This window comes from Xanthomonas sp. A1809 (assembly GCF_017746015.1).
Classification (GTDB): domain Bacteria; phylum Pseudomonadota; class Gammaproteobacteria; order Xanthomonadales; family Xanthomonadaceae; genus Xanthomonas; species Xanthomonas euvesicatoria.
This window is the reverse complement of the sequence record NZ_JAGHWZ010000010.1, coordinates 44179-65997: the sequence shown is the minus strand read 5'-3', so window position 1 is coordinate 65997 and position 21819 is coordinate 44179. Positions and strand designations below refer to the sequence as shown.

The 21819-nt window shown below is 66.5% G+C and carries 12 protein-coding genes; 3 read left to right on the top strand and 9 right to left on the bottom strand.

Translation table 11 applies throughout. From position 1 onward, the window contains the following. Positions 1-99 precede the first annotated feature (99 nt). The 8 genes from hemC to J7396_RS14590 form a co-directional block, all read right to left on the bottom strand. Positions 100-1014: a hydroxymethylbilane synthase gene (gene hemC, locus J7396_RS14625; RefSeq protein ID WP_209261653.1), complete on the bottom strand. Its 915-nt coding sequence runs from the start codon at positions 1012-1014 to the stop codon at positions 100-102. Positions 1015-1044: 30 nt separating this feature from the next. Continuing rightward, positions 1045-1782, bottom strand: coding sequence for a LytTR family DNA-binding domain-containing protein (locus J7396_RS14620; protein ID WP_039416989.1), 738 nt, complete (start codon positions 1780-1782; stop codon positions 1045-1047). Positions 1783-1812: 30 nt separating this feature from the next. Next, positions 1813-2862 carry a sensor histidine kinase gene (locus J7396_RS14615; protein WP_008574347.1) on the bottom strand — a complete coding sequence of 350 codons (1050 nt, stop codon included), beginning with the start codon at positions 2860-2862 and terminating at the stop codon, positions 1813-1815. 4 nt (positions 2863-2866) lie between these two features. After that, positions 2867-3535, bottom strand: a complete 669-nt coding sequence (locus J7396_RS14610) for an alpha/beta hydrolase (RefSeq protein WP_008574348.1) — start codon at positions 3533-3535, stop codon at positions 2867-2869. A gap of 150 nt (positions 3536-3685) precedes the next feature. After that, the gene (mdoH, locus tag J7396_RS14605; protein ID WP_011346300.1) at positions 3686-5623 is read right to left on the bottom strand and encodes a glucans biosynthesis glucosyltransferase MdoH; all 1938 of its coding nucleotides are present in this window, start codon (positions 5621-5623) and stop codon (positions 3686-3688) included. Positions 5624-6548: 925 nt separating this feature from the next. Next, complete coding sequence (locus tag J7396_RS14600) at positions 6549-8198, bottom strand: M28 family metallopeptidase (RefSeq protein WP_014089297.1); 1650 nt, start codon at positions 8196-8198, stop codon at positions 6549-6551. Between the two features lie 167 nt (positions 8199-8365). Beyond that, positions 8366-9346 carry a GGDEF domain-containing protein gene (locus J7396_RS14595; RefSeq protein WP_011346297.1) on the bottom strand — a complete coding sequence of 327 codons (981 nt, stop codon included), beginning with the start codon at positions 9344-9346 and terminating at the stop codon, positions 8366-8368. A 237-nt stretch (positions 9347-9583) separates the two neighbouring features. Further along, positions 9584-11071, bottom strand: a complete 1488-nt coding sequence (locus J7396_RS14590) for a SulP family inorganic anion transporter (protein ID WP_209261652.1) — start codon at positions 11069-11071, stop codon at positions 9584-9586. A gap of 212 nt (positions 11072-11283) precedes the next feature. Between J7396_RS14590 and J7396_RS14585 the strand changes: the two genes are divergently transcribed. Both J7396_RS14585 and J7396_RS14580 read left to right on the top strand, forming a co-directional pair. Beyond that, complete coding sequence (locus tag J7396_RS14585; RefSeq protein ID WP_039416984.1) at positions 11284-12714, top strand: glycoside hydrolase family 5 protein; 1431 nt, start codon at positions 11284-11286, stop codon at positions 12712-12714. A gap of 266 nt (positions 12715-12980) precedes the next feature. Then, on the top strand, positions 12981-15167 hold the full coding sequence (locus J7396_RS14580) for a methyl-accepting chemotaxis protein (RefSeq protein ID WP_209261721.1): 2187 nt from the start codon (positions 12981-12983) through the stop codon (positions 15165-15167). Positions 15168-15751: 584 nt separating this feature from the next. Here the strand turns inward: J7396_RS14580 and J7396_RS14575 are convergent. Further along, positions 15752-18328, bottom strand: coding sequence for a PAS domain S-box protein (locus J7396_RS14575; protein ID WP_209261651.1), 2577 nt, complete (start codon positions 18326-18328; stop codon positions 15752-15754). A 257-nt stretch (positions 18329-18585) separates the two neighbouring features. Here J7396_RS14575 and J7396_RS14570 point away from each other — a divergent pair, with 257 nt between their 5' ends. Further along, positions 18586-21465, top strand: a complete 2880-nt coding sequence (locus tag J7396_RS14570; RefSeq protein WP_209261650.1) for a pitrilysin family protein — start codon at positions 18586-18588, stop codon at positions 21463-21465. Positions 21466-21819: the final 354 nt, after the last annotated feature.

Sequence of the window (21819 nt, the reverse complement as noted above, 5' to 3'; positions counted from 1 at the left end):
TGCGTGGGGCGGCATTGCGTGTGTAGCGGCTAGGTCTGGAGCTTGCGCTTGGGCGCCGGCGTCGATGTCGGTCGCGTTACACGTTGACGCGACAGCGTGTTACAGCTCGGCCAGCAGCTGCGCGGCGCCCTTGTCGAACAGCCCTTGCGCAACGCGGCGGCCAAGCGCTTCAGTATCTTCGGCGCTGCCGTGCGCATCGGCGTGGATCAGGCGGCCGTCGCTGGCGCTGCCCACCATGCCCTGCAGGAACAGGCCCTGCCCTTCCCAGCGCGCGAAGGCGGCTACCGGCACATGGCAACTACCGTGCAGGGCGCGGTTCATAGCGCGCTCGGCTTCCACGCAGGCACGCGTGCGGCCGGCATCCAGCACCGCCAGCAGACTGTGGATGCGTGCATCGTCGCCACGGCATTCCACCGCCACCGCGCCCTGCGCAGGTGCCGGCAACCATTCCGGCGCCTCCAGCCGCGCGCTGATGCGTGCTTCCAACCCAAGCCGCTGCAGGCCGGCGCAGGCCAGCACGATGGCGTCGTAGCCGCCGTTGTCGAGCTTGGCCAGCCGCGTGTTGACGTTGCCGCGCAGGTCGATCAATTCCAGATCCGGGCGCGCGGCACGCAACTGGGCCTGGCGGCGCAGCGAGGAGGTGCCCACGCGCGCGCCCAGCGGCAGCGCCTGCAGGCTGGCGTAGAGATTGGACACCAGCGCATCGGCCGGGTCGCCGCGTTCCAGGATGGCCGGCAGCACGAACGGGGCGTCCAGTTCCATCGGCACGTCCTTGAGCGAATGCACCGCGCAATCGGCTTCGCCGCGCAACATCGCCAACTCCAGCTCCTTCAGGAACAGGCCCTTGCCGCCAATGGCGGCGAGCGATCGGTCCAGCACTTCGTCGCCGCGGGTGCTCATCGGCACCAGCACCACCTCCAGGCCGGGATGGTGCTGACGCAGCGCGGCGGCGACATGTTCGCTCTGCCAGAGGGCAAGCGGGCTTTTGCGGGTGGCGATACGGAGCGTGGTCATGCCGGCATTATCGCGGAGCCGGCACCGAACTCACAGTTGGCGTAGTTGATCGCGCAGGCTGGCCACGCAGCGACGACTCACTTCCAGGGTCTGCGGCACGTTGCGCAGCACCGCGTGGACCTGGCCATCGCCGCTGCGGCGCAGTTCCACCAGTTCATCGCGGGCCACCAGGCAATTGCGATGGATGCGCACCAGGCGGTCGGCAAATTCGTCTTCCAGCGATTTCAGCGACTCTTCGATCAAGTCCTCGCCGCGCGTGTGATGGACGATGACGTACTTCTCTTCGGCCTGCAGATAGCGAATGTCGCCGATGGCGATCAGCCGCAGGCTGCCGCGCAGGCGCGCGCACAGATGGGTGCGCAGCGGCCTGGACGCGGTGCCGGGCACGCGGCCGGCCAGGAAGGTGGCAACTTTCTCCAGTGCAGATGCCAGCCGTTCCGGGCGCACCGGTTTCATCAGGTAATCCAGCGCGGCCGCGTCGAACGCCGACAAGGCATGCTGGTCGTAGGCGGTGCAGAACACCACCGCCGGCGGCGGCTGGCTCTGCCGCAGCAGCCGCGCGGTTTCCAGGCCGTCCACGCCGGGCATGGCGATATCCAGCAGCACCAGGTCCGGGCGCAGCTGTTCGCACTGCTGCAGCACTTGCTGGCCGTTTTCGGCCTCGCCGATCACCTCGACCTGCGGATGCTCGCCCAGCAGCATGCGCAGGCGCTCGCGCGCCAGTGGCTCGTCATCGGCGATCAGCACCCGCACTTGCGTGGCCGTCATGGACTCCCCCTCGCTGCAGTGACTTTCCCCTCACGGCAGCGGCAATGTGATCTCACAGGCATAGTAGCCTTCAGCCCAGCTGGCCGCCATCCGTGCCCCGGCGCCGAACTGGAACGCCAACCGGTGCGAGATGCTGGCCTGGGCATGCCCGGCGCCGGCCAGCAGCGGCAACTGGGTGCCGGGCTGCGGCGCCGGGTTGACGATGCGGATCTGCAGCTGGTTGCCGCGCTGACGCAGCGACAGGTACAGCGTACCGCCTTCGGGCATGCGCGAAACGCCATGCAGTACCGCATTTTCGACCAGCGGCTGCAGCACCAGGCGCGGCATCGGCAGCTCCCACGGCAACGGTTCCTGGCGGTGCCAGCGCACTTGCAGGCGCTCGCCCAGGCGCAGCGATTCGATTGCCAGATAGCGTTCGGCCAGTTCGCATTCGGCACGCAAGGTGGAGACGCCCTCGCCGGCGCCGAGGGCGGCGCGGAACAGATCCGACAGGTCCAGCACCGCCTGTTCGGCCACCACCGGATCGCGCCGCAGCAGGCTGACGATGAGGTTCATGCTGTTGAACAGGAAGTGCGGGCGAATGCGCGCCTGCAGGGCATCCGCCTCGGCGCGTGCATTGGCCTGCACCTGCGCCTCCCAGCGGTCGCTGACATAGAAGTAGCGCAGCGCCAGCGCAGTGATCAGCACCACCGTGGCCGCACTGCCGAGCGTGAACCGCCAGAAGCCGACCTGCGCGCCCAGCGGGACCTGCCCGAGCACCGCATACAGGCCGTGCACGATGCCGGCACCGAGCATCGCCACCACGGCAGCGATCAGCAAGGCGCTCAGCCCGCCCAGCCGTGGCGGCAATCGCGACAAGGTGGGCCGTAACACGCACAGCAGCACGGTGACCGCCAACGCCAGCCACAGCGCCAGGCCGCTGGCGGAGAGGAACCGCGACAATGTGATGTTGCGCGCGCCGGCGTCGGGGACCAAGGTCACCACCAGCACCACCAACTCGGCCAGGCCCAGCATCGCGCCCAACCGCGGCAGCCGGCACAGGTCCGGCATCCAGGCGATCTGCGGTGCGCGCTGGGCCATGGGCTCAGGCAGCGGTGAAGCGTGCCTGCATCCAGTTGCGCAAGGCCTCGATCTCTTCCAGGCAGACCTGGTGACCCATCGGGTAGGTGTGCCAATCCAGTGCGAAACCCAGCGTGCGCAAGGTCTGCATGCTGGCCTGGCCGGCCGCGAACGGCACCACCGGGTCGGCCGTGCCATGCGCCATGAACAGCGGTTGGCGCAGGGCGGCCGGCTGCAACTGGCTGGCGGCCGCGGCCGGATCCGGCAGATAGGTGGACATGGCGATCAGCCCGGCCAGCGGCACGCTGCGCTGCAGGCCAACGGCCAGGGTCACGGCGCCGCCTTGCGAGAAGCCGGCCAGCAGGATGCGCTTCGGCGCGATGCCGCGGCTCTGCTCATGGGCGATCAAGGCCTCGACCTGGGTGACCGATTCGGCGATGCCGGCCTTGTCGGCGCGCTGGGCGAAATCCATGCCGACGATGTCGTACCAGCCGCGCATGCGCACGCCATTATTGATGGTGATCGGGCGGATCGGCGCATGCGGGAACACGAAGCGCAGCGCGGGCCACTGCGGGCGTACCAGCTCGGGCACCATCGGGGCGAAGTCGCTGCCATCGGCGCCCAGGCCATGCAGCCACAGCACGCTCCATTGCGGGTTCGGTCCGGTCTCGCGTTCGATCACTTCCAGCATCATCCAGCTCCGCTTGCGGGCTGGGCATTATGCCTTGCGCGAGGGGTGGGCCAGATCAACCGGCGCCAGAGGCTTGAGGCCCGCCGATCGCCACGGGCCTCTGCAGGCGACCGCGCCACAGCGCCGGCCAATGAGGCCGGCGCCGACGCACACTCAGATCAGCGACGGTTCCAGCGCAGCGGCGCGGCGCAGCTCGGAGGCACGCACCAGCACCTTGGGCGGGTCGAGTTCTTCGGGGATGCAGAAAATGCCGGCGCGGCGTAGCGCCATGCCGGTGCGACGCAGCGAGGTCAGCGCCACCACCGGAATCGACAACGCCATGCCGACGATCACAGGCCCCATCCAGGCGGCCAGCGCGGGCGAGACCGCGTAGGCCACCGCGCCCATGAACAGGCCGAACACGGTCAGACCGCCATAGCTGCGAAACAGCGCCGGCCACGACAGCTTGCCGTCGTCGCGCACCTGCGCATCCCAGCCCGAATCCTTGCCCGCCAGGACCTCGAACACACCGCGCGACTGCAGGTACATCACCACCGGCGCCATCAGGGCGGCCAGCACGGTCTCCAGCAGGATGCTCACCGCAGCGCGGAAGGCACCACCGCAGGCGCGCAGTTCGCGCGGGTTGAGCAGCAACGCGATGTAGCCGAGCAGCTTGGGCGCCAGCAACACGAACATGGTGCAGATGAAGATCCAGATCGCATTGCCCTGGCTGCTGCCGTGCCAGTAACGGGCGGGCGAGAACGGCAGGTCGCCGGCCAGATCGATACCGCCGCCGGCCAGCGGAATGCCGATGCCGATCAGCATCAACAGACCCCACATCGGCGCGGTGAAGTAATGCCCGATGCCGATCAGCATGTGCATGCGGCTGATCCAGTGCAGGCCTTTGGCGCTCACCACCTTGGCGTGCTGCAGGTTGCCCTGGCACCAGCGGCGGTCGCGGATCAGCAGGTCGGTCAGCGTGGGCGGGCCTTCTTCGTAGCTGCCCTGCAGGTACGGCACCATGTGCATGGCCCAGCCGCCGCGCCGCATCAGCGCCGCTTCGACGAAGTCGTGGCTGAGCACATGCCCGCCGAACGGCTTGCGCCCGCGCAGCGACGGCAGGCCGGCGTGATCGGCGAAGGCCTGGGTGCGGATGATGGCGTTATGGCCCCAGTAATTGCTCTCGGCGCCGTGCCACCAGGCCACGCCGAAGGCGATGATCGGCCCGTACACGCGCCCGCCGAACTGCTGCATGCGGGCGAACAGGGTCTGCCCGTTGACCACTGCCGGCAAGGTCTGGATCAGGCCCACGTCCGGGTTGTTTTCCATGCCGGCGACCAGCCGCACGATGGTGTCGCCGGTCATCACGCTATCGGCGTCCAGGATCAGCATCTGCGGGTAGCTGCCGCCGAAGCGACGCACCCAGTCGGCCACATTGCCGGCCTTGCGCGCGGCGTTGTCGGCGCGGCGGCGGTAGAAGATGCGGCCATGCCCGTCGACGCGATCGCAAAGTTCGTTATAGACCAGCTCCTCGGCGCGGCCGATGTGCTCGCGGGTGGTGTCGCTGAGCACGAAGAAATCGAAATGCTCCAACTGGCCGGTCTCGGCGACCGATTCGTAGATGGCCTGCAGGCCGGCCAACAGCCGGCGCGGGTCTTCGTTGTAGGTGGGCATCAGCAACGCGGTGCGCGAACGCAGCGTGGGCAGGGGTTGCTCCGGGTCGATGCCGAGCTTGCGGCCGGCGCGCGCCACCACGGTGACGAAACCAGCCACCGCGCTGGCGAAGGACATGGCGATCCAGGCGAACAGCAACACGAACAGGCCGAGCAGGCAGCCTTCCAGCACGCTGATGCCGTCGGGCCACAGCACGCTGAGCATCACCCACACGGCGATGGCGGTGGTGGCGAAGGTGCCGCCGATCAAATAGAAGCGGCGCACGCCGATGCCGGGCGGCGAAGTGCGCTGGTGGCGCACCTGCAGGCTGCCTTCGCGCAGGTTCTGTTCGGGCATCGCCAGCGGTGCTTCCGGCGGCAGCGTGGGCGTGCCGGCATCGAGGGCGGAAACGGGGGGCATTGCAGTCGTTGTCGGGGAAGGAGTCACGGTGCCATCCATCAGGGCTGCCCGTCGCGCGAGGACGACAGTGCGGGCTGACACGGGAGGTCCATCCCCGCCATGCAGTGCGATGTTGCCTGGCACGCGGCCGAGCGGGCGAGCCCGACGGTGTACGACCAAGACGCTCTGAAACCACTCCGATGCACAAGTTCTCCTGGCTGCAATCTCACCTCGCAGCTCATCCTAAAGAATCGACCGTTAAAGGAACGAACGCCGCGTACGGTCTTCGCCCTCCCCCACGAGGACCGCGCGGCAGACTACGCCGCACCGACCGAACGCAACCCCAACAGATTGCAGCCTAGCGCAGACCCTGTCACGGACCGCTGGCCGGGCCATCCTGCCGGAGAGGTGCAATTGGTGTGCCATGGCGTGCAATCGGTTGCGGCGACGGGGCGCTGGCGTTGCGTTGTGCCGATGCGGTCAGAGGTTGGGGCAAGCGATTGGTTGGTCGCTCTGCATCGCTCAAGGCGCTCTGGAATTCCAGGCATTGCGGTGGTCGAACGTTCTCAAGGCCTGCGGCAACAGCTTGATTGGTCGAGTATGCGGCGTCCTCGCCGCACCAGACAGTTGCGCGATGCCCGGGAAAGCGGCTCATCGCACGTGGTTTGTTTGCTGATGCAACCGCTTGATCGAGGCATCAATGACGTCTGCGAGCGCTCGGCGATCCTCAGGCCCGGCGTGTCGCGTGCGCAGTGCCCTCGCCGCTCGCCGGACACGCCGTGAATGCATCTGGGGCGCGATGCGGCATCCATGCCGCCAGCAGCGAGGGCGTTACACAGAACGTTCGCCGCTTGCTGACCGACAACAGCAAGCACAAACCGCATGGCAGGCAAGGCTTATTCAAACGCGGCATATCGATATGGCACATGCGCCATCGCGCAAGGGCAGCCGCCCTGGTCCTCACGCAATGACGTTGTGAGCCGTCTTACTTGCGTGCCGCCGCGCTGGCGTCGCGGGTAGCGCGGAACTCCGAATCCTGGCTCCAGTTCGGCCACTGGCGCGAGTCGGCCAGCTGCTGGCCCAATGCATACAGCACGCCCAGGTCGCGGGCGGCGCCGGCGAAGGTCCAATCCGGCTTCCATTCGTCGCCTTGCTGGTGATAGCGCTTGGCGGTGTAGTCGTCGGCGGCCGCCTTTCCCGCCGCCACGCCGCCCACTTCCCAATCCTGGCCGGCTGCATACGACAGCGCCGGCACGCCGCGCTTGGCGAACGAGAAATGATCGGAACGGAAGAAATACCCGGCCTGCGGCTTGGGATCGGGCGTGTAACGCAGCTTGGATTGCGCGGCCACGCTCTTCAGTTGATCGAGCAGCTCGAGCTTTGCCGTGCCGTAGATGCCGAAGTCGCGCGAGGGCACGAACGGATTCATGCCGTCCATGTTGATCACCGCCACCGTGGTGTCCAGCGGGTACAGCGGCTTGGAGGCGTAGAACTCCGAGCCCAGCAGGCCCTTTTCTTCGGCGGTGACCGCCAGGAAGACCACCGAGCGCTCAGGCGTTGGCCCCTGGGCGAAACCACGCGCCAGCTCCAGCAGCGCGGCGGTGCCGCTGGCATTGTCCAGTGCCCCGTTGAAGATGGTGTCGCCGCGTGCATCCGGCTTGCCCACGCCGATATGGTCCCAGTGCGCGCTGTAGATCAGCGTCTCGTCCGGATGTTTGCTGCCTTCCAGCCGCGCCACCACGTTGTGCGAGGTGATCACATCGGATTTGACCTGGTAGCTGGCGCTCAAACGTTGGTCCTTGAGCTCGACCGGCTTGAACCCGCGCGTCTGCGCCTGCTTCTTCAAGGTCTCGAAATCCAGCCCGGCGTGCTTGAACAGCTCGGTGGCCAGATCGCGCTGGATCCAGCCTTCCAGCGTGGGATGCGCGCTGCGCGGGTTGTCGCGCACCACGTCGAACATGGTGTTGGTGTTGGAGCTGGCCACCGTGTCCCAGCCATACGAGGCAGGCGCGGTTTCGTGCACCACCAGCACGCCGAGTGCGCCCTGGCGCGCGCCTTCTTCGTACTTGTAGGTCCAGCGGCCGTAGTAGGTCATGCCGGTGCCGTCGAAGTCGCCCTTGCCGGTTTCGAAATCCGGGTCGTTGATCAGCACCACCGCGATCTTGCCCTTCAGGTCCACACCCTTGAAATCGTCCCAGTTGCGCTCGGGCGCCTTGACGCCGTAGCCGACGAACACCAGCGGCGCGTTGGCGATCTCCACTTTGGATGAGCCATCCAGCGCGGCACGGATGGCGATTTGCTTGCCTTGGGTCAGCGTTTGCGGCTTGCCCGCGTTCTGCACCGCAATGGTCGGCGTGCCGACGATATCGGCGCGCCGCAACGGCACCGCCTGGGTCCAGCCGCGCTTGCCGTTGGCCAGGTCGCCGCCCGGCTGCAGGCCGGCTTCGGCGAACTGCTCGCTCAGGTAGGCAATGGTCTTTTCTTCGCCGGCAGTGGCCGGGCCGCGGCCTTCATAGGCGTCGGAGGCCAGTTCCTTGACGTCGCGCGAGATGCGCGCGCCATCGAAACTCGGCGTGGCCGCCATCAGTGCGGTCGAGACCGCCATCGCCAGAAGTCCTACGGCAACTCGCTTCATTGCACACCCCGCATCATGGATAGCCCTGGAGTGTAGCCAGCATCGCGTGCAGGCCGATACCTGCGGCTGCGCCGAAGCCTGCGATGCGGGTGCGATGAGTACTGCACAAGCTTCGTGTCTGCATCCACGGCCAAGAGCTCTGGCCTGTTTCAGCGCCGCGCTGGCGCCTAGAACAGATCGATGCTGCCCACTGGTTGCGCAACCTGCTGCAATTGCCCACCGGCAATCAGCTCGGCATAGACCGCCGCGCGATTGCGGCCGTTCTGCTTGGCCCAGTACAGCGCCTTGTCGGCTTCGTCCAGCATTTCGCTGATCAGCCGACCGTGCGTCAGTTCGACGATGCCGGTGCTGAGCGTGACCTGCCCCACCTGCGGGAACAGGTGCTCGGCCACCGCCAGCCGGAATCGCTCGAACAGACTCACGGCCGTGTCGCGGTCCACGCCGCGCAACACGATCACGAACTCTTCGCCGCCGAAGCGGAACAGCAGGTCGTCCTGGCGAAAGGCACGCTGCATCAGCTGTGCGACCAGCAGCAGTACCTCATCGCCATACAGATGCCCGAAGGTGTCGTTGACGCGCTTGAAGTGATCGATGTCCACGATGCCCAGCCACACGCCCTGCTCTGCGGCGGAGTCGGCACCACCGGCAAACAGCCGCAGGATCACATCGTCGAAGGTCTTGCGGTTGCGCAGGCCGGTCAGCGCATCGCGCTGGGCGTCGTCGAGCAGGCTGCGGTAGTTCTGGAAGAAGCGCGCAAAGCCCTGCAGCATCGCTTGCTCGGCAACGCCGGGAATACGCGTCCCGCCCACCCGCAGGCAGGTCCGGATGCCGCGCGCTTCCATCATCGGGTAGACCAGCAGGGCGCGGCCGTCTTCGTGCAGCTGCACCACATCGCCCGGCCCATGCACCTCGGCCAGCTGGATGCGCGTGCGCGCATCGTGGATCTCCGCCACCGTCAACGCCAGCCGGCCATCGTCGCGCAGGCGCGTTTCGGCGATGCTGTTGCTGTCCGGGGCGATGCGCAGCAGCGAAAGTTCTTCGGCCGCGCAGACTTCGCGCACGGTGCGCAACAGGCTCAGATCGAGCAGGTCCGCATCGCGGATGGCGGTCAGGTCCACCATCCGTTCCAGCAACGGTGCGTTGGTCACGGCTGCGCCCTCCGGCGGGCGGACACGAACCCGTCATGCCGGGCTTGGCACGCAGGTACACATCTCGGGCTGAAACCCACTGGCATCACAGCGACGACCGGCAATGAGGATGCCGAATCATCGGCGTCGCCCGCCGGAACTTGAATTCGCTCGCAGCCGCGCTCAGCGCACGGACAACCCGGGATGACGCGCTGCAGGCGTGCCAGGCGCATTCCATCTCAACGTGAATAACACGCTCTAAGGCAGTGCCGATTCCAGCGCGTCTTCGCCCAAGGCATGCCGCTGCATCAGGCGGCGGCTGCCGGCATTCAGGCCTTTCACCTGCACGTCCAGCCCGTGATGACGCAAACGCTGCACCACCTTGTCCAGTGCCGCCACCGCGGTGATGTCCCAGAAGTGCGCGCGGCCGACATCGATCACCACTGCGCGGCCGGGCACCTCGCGTGCGTCGAAGGCGTCGATGAACACATCGGCCGAGGCGAAGAACACCTGCCCGCGCACGCTGTAGGTGCGCACGCCGTCCGTGCCATCGTGATGCGCGATCTGCAGCAGCCCGGCCACCTTGAAGGTGAAGAACACCCCGCTCAGCAGCACGCCGACCGCCACACCTGCCGCCAGGTTGTGAGTGAACAACGTGACCGCCACGGTGGCCAGCATCACCACGCTGGAGGTGCGCGGGTGGGTCACCACGGTGCGCATCGAGCGCCAGTCGAAGGTCTCTGCCGACACCATCACCATGATCGCCACCAGCGCCACCACCGGCACCTGCGACACCCACGGCTTGAGCAGCACCATCAGGATCAGCAGGAACACGCCGGCAAACAACGTGGACAGCCGGCCGCGGCCGCCGTATTTCACGTTGCCCACGGTCTGCCCGATCATGCCGCAGCCGGCGATGCCGCCGAACAGGCTGGCCGCCGCGTTGGCGATGCCCAGGCCGGTGCATTCGCGGTTCTTGTTGCTGGGCGTGTCGGTGAGCTCATCGACCACGCGCGCGGTCATCATCGACTCGAGCAGGCCCACCATGGCAATGGCCAGTGCCGGCAGCGCGATGATGCGCAGCGTCTCCAGCGTCAACGGCACCGCCGGCCATTGCAGGAACGGTAGCGCGTTGGGCAGCTTGCCCAGATCGGCCACCGTCTTGAGCGGCAGATGCAGCGCGGTACCGGCCACGCTGAGCAGCAGGATGCACAGCAGGGGCGAGGGAATCGCCGACAGCCCCGGCAGGCGCAGACGCGGCAGGCCGTAGATGATGGCCAGGCCTGCGCCCAGCATGACCCAGGTGGTCAGGTTGGCCCCGAGCAGATGCGGCAGTTGCGCTGCGAAGATGAGCACGGCCAGCGCGTTGACGAAACCGGTGCGCACCGAACTGCTGACAAAGCGCATCAGCACGCCCAGGCGCAACAACCCGAACAGAATCTGCACCATGCCAGCGAGCAGGCCGGCGGCCAGCAGATAGGGCAACCCGTGCGCGGCCACCAGCGGTGCAGCCACCAGCGCCACCGAGCCGGCCGCAGCCGAAATCATTGCCGGCCGCCCCCCGCAAAACGCGATCACGATGCCGATCACGAAGGATGCGAACAGGCCCACCTGCGGATCCACCCCGGCGACGAACGCGAATGCAATCACTTCGGGAATCAGCGCAAATGTGGCGACCGCACCGGCCATGAGTTCGCGCGCGGGGGAGGCGCGCCATTGCGCCATTTCGGCACGCAACAAGGACATTGAGGGACACTCCGGGGGACAAAAAGGACAGCCTGCGGACAGCACGCAGCAGCGATAGTGTGCGGGAAAGCGACCTCGCCCGCAGCTTGCGTGTGATCGGTGCGCCACTGCGCTCTTCTGTGGCAGCGGTCACGCCACACGGCGCAGCCGAAGACCAAGATGCCCCCCTCACCGCACTCGGCCGTCGAGTTCGGTCATCCAGGGAGACCATCATGTCCATTTTCAGGACTGCAAGTACGCTCGCATTGGCAACGATGTTAGCGCTCACAGCCGCACCGGCTTTCAGCTATTCGGTCAGCAACAACAAGATCGTCGACGACAACGGCAACGTGGTTCAGCTCAAGGGCGTCAACGTGTTCGGCTTCGAGACCGGCAACCATGTCATGCATGGCCTGTGGGCACGCAACTGGAAGGAGATGATCAACCAGATGCAGGGCCTGGGCTTCAACGCGGTGCGCCTGCCGTTTTGCCCGGCCACGCTGCGTAGCGGCCAGATGCCCAGCAGCATCGACTACAGCCGCAACGCCGATCTGCAGGGCCTGACCTCGCTGCAGATCCTCGACAAGGTGATCAACGAATTCAACGCACGCGGCATGTATGTGCTGCTGGATCACCACACGCCCGATTGCGCGGCGATTTCCGAGCTGTGGTACACCAGTTCATATTCCGAAGCGCAATGGCTGGACGATCTGCGCTTTGTCGCCAACCGCTACAAGAACGTGCCGAGGGTGATCGGCGTGGATCTGAAGAACGAGCCGCACGGCGCCGCGACCTGGGGCACGGGCAACGCCGCCACCGACTGGAACAAGGCCGCCGAGCGCGGTTCTGCCGCCGTGCTTGCGGTGGCGCCGAAGTGGATCATTGCGGTGGAAGGCATCACCGACAACCCGGTGTGTTCGACCAATGGCGGCATCTTCTGGGGTGGCAGCCTGCAGCCGCTGGCCTGCACCCCATTGAACATTCCGGCCAACCGACTGTTGCTGGCACCGCATGTGTACGGCCCGGACGTGTTCGTGCAGTCGTACTTCAACGACAGCAACTTCCCCAACAACATGCCTGCGATCTGGGACCGCCATTTCGGCCAGTTTGCCGGCAATCACGCACTGCTGCTGGGCGAATTCGGCGGCAAGTACGGCGAAGGCGATGCGCGCGACAAAGTCTGGCAGGACGCGCTGGTGAAGTACCTGCGTGGCAAGGGCATCAACGAAGGGTTCTATTGGTCGTGGAACCCCAATAGCGGCGATACCGGCGGCATCCTGCGCGACGACTGGATCAGCGTGCGCGAAGACAAGATGACCTTGTTGCGGACGCTGTGGGGAACGGTAAGCAACAGCACACCGACGCCAACGCCGACCCCCACGCCGACACCGACGCCAACCCCGACGCCAAGCGCGGGCTTCAGTACCAAGGTGATCCCGGACAGTAGGTGGAACGGAGGCTACTGCAACCGCGTGCAGGTCACCAATACCGGCACCGCCAGCGGCAACTGGTCGATCTCGCTGACAGTCACCGGCACCGTCAACAACGCCTGGAACGTTACCTGGTCACAGAGCGGCACCACACTCCAGGCCAGCGGCGTGGACTTCAACCGCACGCTGGCGCCCGGCGCCACTGCCGAGTTCGGCTTCTGCGCTGCAGGTTGATGCAATGCGGCGGACACGCAGTGCGTGTCCGCCGTTGCATCGATGGACCAATGCTGATGCTTCCGTAGCAGCGCGCGGGCGCGAGGAACGTTACCGATACGTCTTGTCGCGGCCGGTGCGCTCCTACATTGCATTGGCACGTTGTTGCATCGCCTGAGCGGACGCTGCCGCAGTTAGTATTCAACCTGCATGTGAATCAGCCGCTATCCATGATGTAGCGCCGTGCGCGCGTTCTGGATGTCGTTGTCATGCCTGTTGTTTCCCTCTTGCGTCGTTCTGTTGCCAATCTCCCGCTCACCCGAAAGTTCGTCCTGTTGTGCACGCTATTGACCGTGGGCGTGATCCTGCTGGCGATGGCCGCCGCGCGCCTGCAATATCTGGATCTGGTGGAGGCGCGCAAGCTCAGCGTCAAGACCGAGGTGGAGATGGGCCTGACGGTGATGCAGCACTATGCCGACAAGGTCAAAGCCGGCGAGCTGAGCCTGGAGCAAGCCAAGGAAGCCGCGCGCACCACGCTGGCCGACATGCGCACCAACGACGGGGTGGATTACTTCTTCATCGTCGACCCGCAGATGCGCATCCTGATGCATCCCAAGCGCCCGGTCGGCACCGACATGACCGACTACAAGAGCGATGCCGGGCAATACGTGTATCGCGACATCAAGACCGCCATCGATAGCGGCGACGGCTTCAGCTATTACGACGCGCCCAAGCCGGGCAAGAAGGAACAGCTACCGAAGATCAGCTATGCCAAGACCTTTCCGGCCTGGAACTGGGTGCTGGTGATGGGCGTGTATGCCGAAGACATCCAAGTGCAGGCGTGGGGTTTCACGCGCACCCTGACCTTGATCGGCGGCGCCCTGGTGGCGCTGGTGATCGGGCTGTGCTGGCTGATCGCCTCGGCCATGGCCGCGCCGCTGCGCGCTGCCTCGCGCACTGCCGAAGCCATCGCCTCGGGCCGCTTCGACAACGACATCCGCGTGGAATCGCGCGATGAAACCGGCCAGCTGATGCACAGCATGCAGCAGATGCAGACCCAGCTGCAGCGCTTCAACGGCGAGATGCAGACCATGATCCGCCTGCAGCAGGGCGAGAACATCGCGCACCGCATTCCGGAAGATTTCCCCGGCGATTACGGCACGCTGGCGCACGGCGTCAACACGGTGGTATTCGAACATCTAGATGCCATCAACGAAGCGATGGACGTGATGAGCGACTACGGCCGTGGCGATCTGCGCCGCGACATGCGTCGCCTGCCCGGCCAGCGCGCAGCCTTGCATCAGGCGCTGGATACGGTGAAAGAGAATCTGTCTGCAATCAACAGCGACATCGCGCGCCTGGCCGATGCAGCTGCGCGCGGCGATTTCTCCGCACGTGGCGACCAATCGCATTACCAGTTCGCGTTTGCGGAAATGGTGCAGGCGCTGAACCGGCTGATGCAGCAGGCCGACGCCGGGTTGGACGATGTGGGCCGCATCATGGCCGCGATCGCCGACGGCGACCTGTCGCAGCGCGTGGAGTCGCATTACGAAGGCGCGTTCGGTCGCCTGGCCGATGCAGCCAACCGCACCGCCATCCAATTGACCAGCATCGTGCAGGGCATCCAGCACTCGGCCGAGATGATCAATACCGCGGCAGGCGAGATCGCCAGCGGCAATGCCGACCTGTCCACGCGCACCGAGCATCAGGCAGCGAACCTGGAAGAAACCGCCGCTTCGATGGAAGAACTCACCTCCACCGTGCGCCAGAACGCCGAAAACGCGCGCCAGGCCAACCAACTGGTGAAGGGCACCGGCGATGTGGCCGAGAGCGGCGGCCGCGTGGTGCAGGAAGTGGTGAGCACCATGCAGGCGATCACGCAATCGTCGGCGCGTATTTCCGACATCATCGGGGTGATCGACGGCATCGCCTTCCAGACCAACATCCTGGCGCTGAATGCGGCCGTGGAAGCAGCGCGCGCAGGCGAGCAAGGCCGTGGCTTTGCCGTGGTCGCCACCGAAGTGCGCGCCCTGGCGCAGCGCTCGGCCGGTGCTGCCAAGGAAATCAAGCAGCTGATTTCCGATTCGGTGGAAAAAGTGGCGCAGGGTTCGGAGCTGGTGCAACAGGCCGGCAGCACCATGACCGAGGTGGTCAGCTCGGTGAAGCGCGTGACCGACATCATGGCCGAGATCACCGCGGCCAGCACCGAACAAAGCGCCGGCATCGAACAGGTCAGCACCACGGTGATGCAGCTGGACGAAATGACCCAGCAAAACGCCGCACTGGTGGAAGAAGCCACCGCGGCCGCGCGCAGCATGGAAGACCAGGCAGCAGACCTGACCCGCGCCGTGGCGGTGTTCCGGCTGACATCGGATGCCGGAACACCGCCGGTACGTGGCGCAACGAACGCGCTTGCCGCTACGAAGCCGGCGGCCGCCAAGCACGCTGTGCACGAGCACAGGCGACGTGCGTGAGCGATATCGCCTGCCACGCACACGAGCGCTCGCGCCTGTGCGGCAGGCGATGTCGGTGGCATGTGCAGCAATCACGGCGACTGATGGTTTGGGATCGGCACAAGAAGACCGCCATCTGCCGTGCGTCCGCATCAGGGTTCGCCGCAATCGTGGGCCGACCCCACCACGCCAGCCTGCGCGAAGCGATGGTGGGGTGCTGTAAAGCGACTGACCGGGCACCTGAGCATCAACCGCGGCGCGCAACGTGCCGGGGTCGGTCTCGACGCGCTCTATCGAGCGTTCCCCAGGCACGGACGCGTATCGTTGCCTTTTTGCGACGCGGGCGCGGCGTCTTCCCGGCGAGGCTGTCCCACGCGATAGCCCGTTGGCGTGTGCCATCGGTGTGCTCTGCGTCGTCCCACTCGCTTGACGCCGCCGGCAACCGTTGGCTGCCGCGCCGATCCGATGCCCACCGTCACGCAGTCAGGCACTGGCTATTTGCGGTTTGCGGTTTGCGTTTTGCGGTTTGGGTTTGCACCTAACAGCAGAAGTACGCAGTTTCCGGCAGTGCGCATGAGCTGCCCCGCACCCACACCACGCCACGCCTAAGATCGAGGCGCTTGCCCATCTGGCTGCCGCGCGCGCTTGGCTGCATACATCGCCTCGTCAGCGGCATGCATCAAACTGGACGCCTCGGCCTGTGCGCCGTGTTGCCAGGCCACACCGATGCTGGGCTGGATCGGCAGATGCTCATCGCCAAACGTGGCGCCTTCTGCGGCAAGCGTGCGGATACGCTCTGCCACCGCGGCGCATTCGGCCTGCGCATCCTGCAACCCGTCCAGCAACACGACGAATTCGTCGCCGGCCAGGCGCGCCACCAGATAGCGCTCGCCCGCCGCGCGTTGCAAGCAGCTGCCGAACGCCACCAGCACCGCATCGCCGGCACGGTGGCCGTAGACATCATTGATGCGCTTGAAGCCGTCCAGATCCAGGAACATCACCGCCACCGAGCATTGCTGCTGTTGCGCCTGCGCAACCGCCACCTGCAACGCTTCGGACCATGCGTGCCGGTTCGGCAGGCCGGTCAAGGCATCGCGGGTGGCGCGCTCGTGCATCAGGCGGTGCAGGGTCTTGTGCGCAGTGACATCGTGCGCCATCAGGAAAAAGCCCTGCGTGGGCGTGGCAGTCTGCGTTTCGGGCACCAGGGTGACTTCCACATCGCGCGGCGTGCTGCCGCCCAGGACATGTTCGAAACTGGCGCGCTGCCCGGCCACCACCTGTGCCAGCGCAGCGCGCGCGGCGGTGCTGAGGTCTTCGCCCAGGACTTCGGTAATGTGGCGACCGACCAGGCTGGCAGGCTCCACGCCCAGCCAGTGGCGATGCGCTTCATTGGCGAACAGGTAGCGCTGCCCGGCATCGAACTGGGCCACCAGGGTGGGCGTGGCGTCGCTGATCGCGCGCAGGCGCGCTTCGCTTTCGGCCAGCCGCTCGGCGGCCACGTGGCGCTCGGTCACGTCCTGGATCTGCGAAACGAAATGCACCGGCGCACCGCTGCTATCGCGCACCAGCGACACCGACAGCTGCGCCCAGATCACCGCGCCGTGCTGGCTGATGTAGCGCTTGGCCAGGCTGTAACTGTCGCGTTTTCCGTCGATCAGGTCCTGGACCAATTGCAGGTCCATCTGCAGATCGTCGGGATGGGTGATCTGCTGGAAGGTGGTGCGCAGCAATTGCTCGCGCGAATAGCCCAGGATGCCGCACAGCGCCGGATTGACGTCGCGCCACTCACCTTCCAGCGACACGATGGCCATGCCTTGTGGCGCTGTTTCGAATGCACCGGTGAACCGTTCGGCGGCCAGCTGCGCGGCGGCTTGCGCCTGCAGTTCGGCGGTGACGTCGATGGCCATCGCCAGATACCCGGCCAGGCCCTGCTGCGCATCGTGGATCACGTTGAAACACAGGCGCACGCGACGCAGATCGCCGTCCTTGCGTACCAGCGTCCAGAGTTCTTCGGCCAGCACATCGCCAGCCGCGGCCGCAGCCAGTTTCAGGTACGAAGGGGGCGACAACGCCAGCGTCGCCATGTGCCGCTCCAGTTCGGCCGGCAGATGGAACTGCGCCGGGCAGGTGCCCAGCACCTCCTCGGCCCGGTAACCGAGCAGGCGCTCGGCGCCGGGATTGAAGAGTTCCAGACGGCCCTGCGGGTCGAATGCCATGATGGCCACGTCCTGCGAGGCGTCCACCAGAGCCTGCAGGCGCGCGCGTTCGCCGGCCAGTGCGGCCGAGGCATCCTTGAGCTGGGTGATGTCGTGCATCACGCACACCGCGCCCAACGCCGTGCCCTTGTCGCCGACCACCGGGTCCGCATTGCAGAGCACGCTGCGCGGCGGCTGGTTGGTGGCGCGAATGACCAATTCGGCATTGCGTACGTGTTCGCCACGCCAGGCACGCAGCAGCGGGATTTCCTCGGTGGGCAGCAGGCTGTTGCCATCGGCGGTGTACAGATCGAAATGCAGCGCCCATTGTTCAGGTGGCAGCAGGCGCGGATCGGTGCCATGCCATTGCCGGGCGGCGTGATTGAACTCGCGCAGCAAGCCGTCGGTGCCGCACGCCACCACGCCGTCGGGCATGGCTTCCAGCAACATGCTCAAGGTCTGCCGCTGCGCCTGCGCGTCCAGCCGGTCGCGCCGCGCTTCCAGCTGTTTGGCGGCCTGGCGGGCGAGACGGATCAGGGCCTGTTTCTGGCTGTCCTCGAGCATGCGCGGCTGGGTGCTGAGCGTGCACAAGGTGCCGTAGGCGTAGCCTTCGCGCCCGATCAACGGCACCCCGACATACGAGCGCACGCCGGGGGCAGCGATCACCAGTGGGTTGTTGACGAAGCGCGGGTCGGCTTCGGCATCGGGCACTTCCATCAACTCGGTGCCCATGATCGCGTGGGCGCAAAACGAGGCGCTGCGCGGGGTGCCTTCCAGATCGGTGCCGCAACGCGCCTTGAACCACTGGCGGTCGGCATCCAGCAGCGACACCAGCGCCATCGTGGCGCCGCTGACGTGTGCAGCCAGCCAGGCGATATCGTCGAATTCGGCCTCGGCCTCGGTGTCCAGCACGCCCAGCCGGCGCACCGCCTCCACGCGCAGGGCGTCATCGACGGGCATCGGCACGGGCGGCAACAGGACGGTCATGGCGTGATCGGCAGGCGGCGTCTGGTCAGGATAGGTCGCCCCAGGTAACGGCGAGGCGACGAGCAACTTGAGTCGTGGCGCTGGCGCTCGCCTGGCCGTCGTGCCGTGGCAATGCGCCGCGCGAGCGACGCGCCGGCGCCCGGCTCCTGCCCGGCACCGAACGCGGTGAGCCGCCAGGCCGGCCCCTGCCGATCCGCATTTGCCCCGCCGCCAAGCAGCCACTACCCTCGGCCGATTGCCCTGTCCTGGAGTGTCACATGCTGCGTCCGCTGTCCCTGTTGATCGCCGGTGTGCTTGGCGTCGCTGCCGGTTCCATCGCCCCCGCCGTTGCTGCCGCCCCGGCCAGCCTGTCCAAGAGCGCGGCCAGCAGCGCCATTCCCGATATCGCCTATACCCGCTTCACCCTGCCCAACGGCCTGACCGTGGTGGTGCACGAAGACCACAAGGCGCCGGTGGTGGCGGTGAGCATCTGGTACCACATCGGCTCCGGCGACGAGCCGGCCGGCAAGACCGGCTTTGCCCACCTGTTCGAGCACCTGATGTTCTCCGGCTCGGAAAACAACAAGGGCAGCTTCTTCGCGCCGCTGGAAAAGGTCGGCACCACCGACATGAACGGCACCACCTGGTTCGACCGCACCAACTATTTCGAGACCGTGCCGACCACCGCGCTGGATACCGCACTGTGGCTGGAATCGGACCGCATGGGCCACCTGCTCGGTGCGATCGGCCAGCAGGAACTCGATACCCAGCGCGGCGTGGTGCAGAACGAAAAGCGCCAGGGCGAGAACCGCCCGTATGGCCGCGTGGACCAGAACATCCTGTCCAACCTATTCCCGGCCAACCATCCCTACCAGCACGACACCATCGGCTCGATGGAAGACCTGGACGCGGCCTCGCTGGCCGACGTCAAACAATGGTTCAACGACAACTACGGCGCCGCCAACACCACCCTGGTACTGGCCGGCGACATCACCGTGGCGCAGGCGCGCGCCAAGGCCTTGCAGTACTTCGGCGATATCCCGTCCGGCAAGCCGGTGGCGCGCCAGCAGCCGTGGGTGACCCCGCTGGCGGCGCAGAAGCGCGGCGTGCAGCACGACCATGTCTCGCAGCCGCGCATCTACCGCACCTGGGCCGCACCGCAACTGGGCACCGACGACCTCATCCAGCTGGATCTGGCCACCACCGTGCTCGGCGGCGGCAAGACCTCGCGGCTGTATCAGCGCCTGGTCTATCAGGACAATCTGGTGGACGACGTCTCCGCCTCGGTGCAGCCGTTCGCGCTGTCCAGCCAGGTACAGATCCAGGCCGACGTGAAGGACGGCGTGGACCCGGCCAAGGTCGAGGCAATCATCGACGAAGAACTCAAGAAGTTCATCGCCCAGGGCCCCACCGCCGACGAACTGCAGCGCGCGCAGGTGGCCTACCGCGCCGGCTTCGTGCGCGGGCTGGAAAAGGTCGGCGGCTTCACCGGCAAGGCGGTGATCCTGGCCGAGGGCCAGGTCTATCGCGGCGACCCCGGCGCCTACAAGAAAGATCTGCAGCGCGCCCAGGCCGCCACCGCCGACAGCGTCAAGCAGGCCTCGGCCACCTGGTTCGGCAAGGGCGATTACCTGCTGACCGTGCTGCCGGCCGGCAAGGACTTCGACCCGGCCGCCGAAGACAAGGCGGTGGTGGCACGTGGCGAAGAACCCGGCAAGCCGGCGCCCAAGCTGCCGGCCGCGGGCACGTTCAAGGTCACCGCCTCCACGCTGGACCGCAGCAAGGGCGTGCCGCAGACCGATCGATTCCCGGACCTGAGCTTTCCGAAGCTGCAGCGCGGCAAGTTGAAGAACGGCATCGAGGTGATCCTGGCCGAACGCCACACCATCCCGGTCACCCAGGTGGAGTTGCTGTTCGACGCCGGCTACGCCGCCGACCAGGGCCACAAGCTCGGCACCGCCAGCTTCAGTGCCGCGCTGATGAACGAGAGCACCACCGCGCTGGATTCGGTGGAAGTGGCGCAGCGCCGCCAGCGCCTGGGCGCGATCACGGCGGTCGGCTGCGATCTGGACAGCTGCAGCGCTTCGCTGGATGCGCTCAACGACCAGCTGCAGCCCTCGCTGCAGCTGTTCTCCGACATCGTGCGCAACCCGGCATTCAAGGCCGCCGACATCGAACGCGTCCGCGGCCAGTGGCTGTCCGGCATTGCCCAGGAAAAAACCCAGCCCAACAGCCTGGCGCTGCGTGCGTTGCCGCCGTTGCTGTTCGGCAACCAGCACCCGTACGGCATCCCGCTCACCGGCAGTGGCACCGAGGCGGCGATCAAGAGCCTCAAAGCGCAGGATCTGCAGAATTTCCACAGCCAGTGGCTGCGCCCGGACAACCTGCGCATCCTGGTGGCCGGCGATACCACGCTGGCGCAGATCATTCCCCAGCTCGATGCCGCCTTCGGCGACTGGAAGGCGCCTGCCACGCCGTTGCCGAAGAAGAACCTGGCCAACGTCGCCGCGCAGCCCAAGCCGCGCGTGTACCTGATCAACCGCCCGGATGCGCCGCAGTCGGTGATTCTGGCCGGCCTGCTCGCACCGTCGACCAAGGCGCCGGACAACCTGGCGATCGGCGTGGCCAACGGCGCCTTCGGCGGCACCTTCACCTCGCGCCTGAACATGAACCTGCGCGAGAACAAGCGCTGGGCCTATGGCGCCGGCACCCGCATGATGGACGCGCAGGGCCAGCGGCCATATCTGTTCTCGGCACCGGTGCAGACCGACAAGACCGCCGAATCGGCCAACGAGATCTTCAAGGAAGCCACCGCCATCATCGGCGACAAGCCGCTGACCAGCGAGGAAATCGAGAAGATCAAGAACCAGCGCATCCGCGCCCTGCCCGGCAGCTTCGAAACCACCGGTGCGGTGCTCGGTGCGATCGAAGGCATCGTGCAGTTCGACCGCCCCGACGACTACGTGCAGACGCTCAAGCCGCGCCTGGAAGCGATCGACCAGCCGGCCGCGCAAAAGGCCATCAAGGAAATCATCAAGCCGGAGGCGATGACCTGGGTGATCGTCGGCGACCTGAAGAAGATCGAAGCCCCGGTGCGTGCACTCAAGCTGGGCCAAGTGCAGGTGCTGGACGTGGACGGCAAGCCGGTCAAGCGCTGATCGCACCTGCCGCACCGGCTGCGCTGCTGCATGCAGCGTGGCCGGTGCCGGCAGGGGGTATGTGTGATGCAGCGTGTGGTTGTCCGCCGCGTCAGTCGCTGCCCGAACGAGCGTCGCCACCGCGGGTGTTCCCGCGTGGCTGTGGCGCGACAGCACCAGGGGCACATGCACCGCTGCCCTGAGATCGCGGCCTGCAGGCGTGCTCGACAGCAGCAGGGATACGGCAGAGTGCCTGTCATGCGCTGTGCTGTTGAAGCAGCAATCGCATTGGCTCGCCACTGCCGGGTGGGCCCGTCTGCCGCTGTGCAATCTTGCTGCAGACGGCCCGGGCGAAACCTCGCCAGAGCGGGCGGT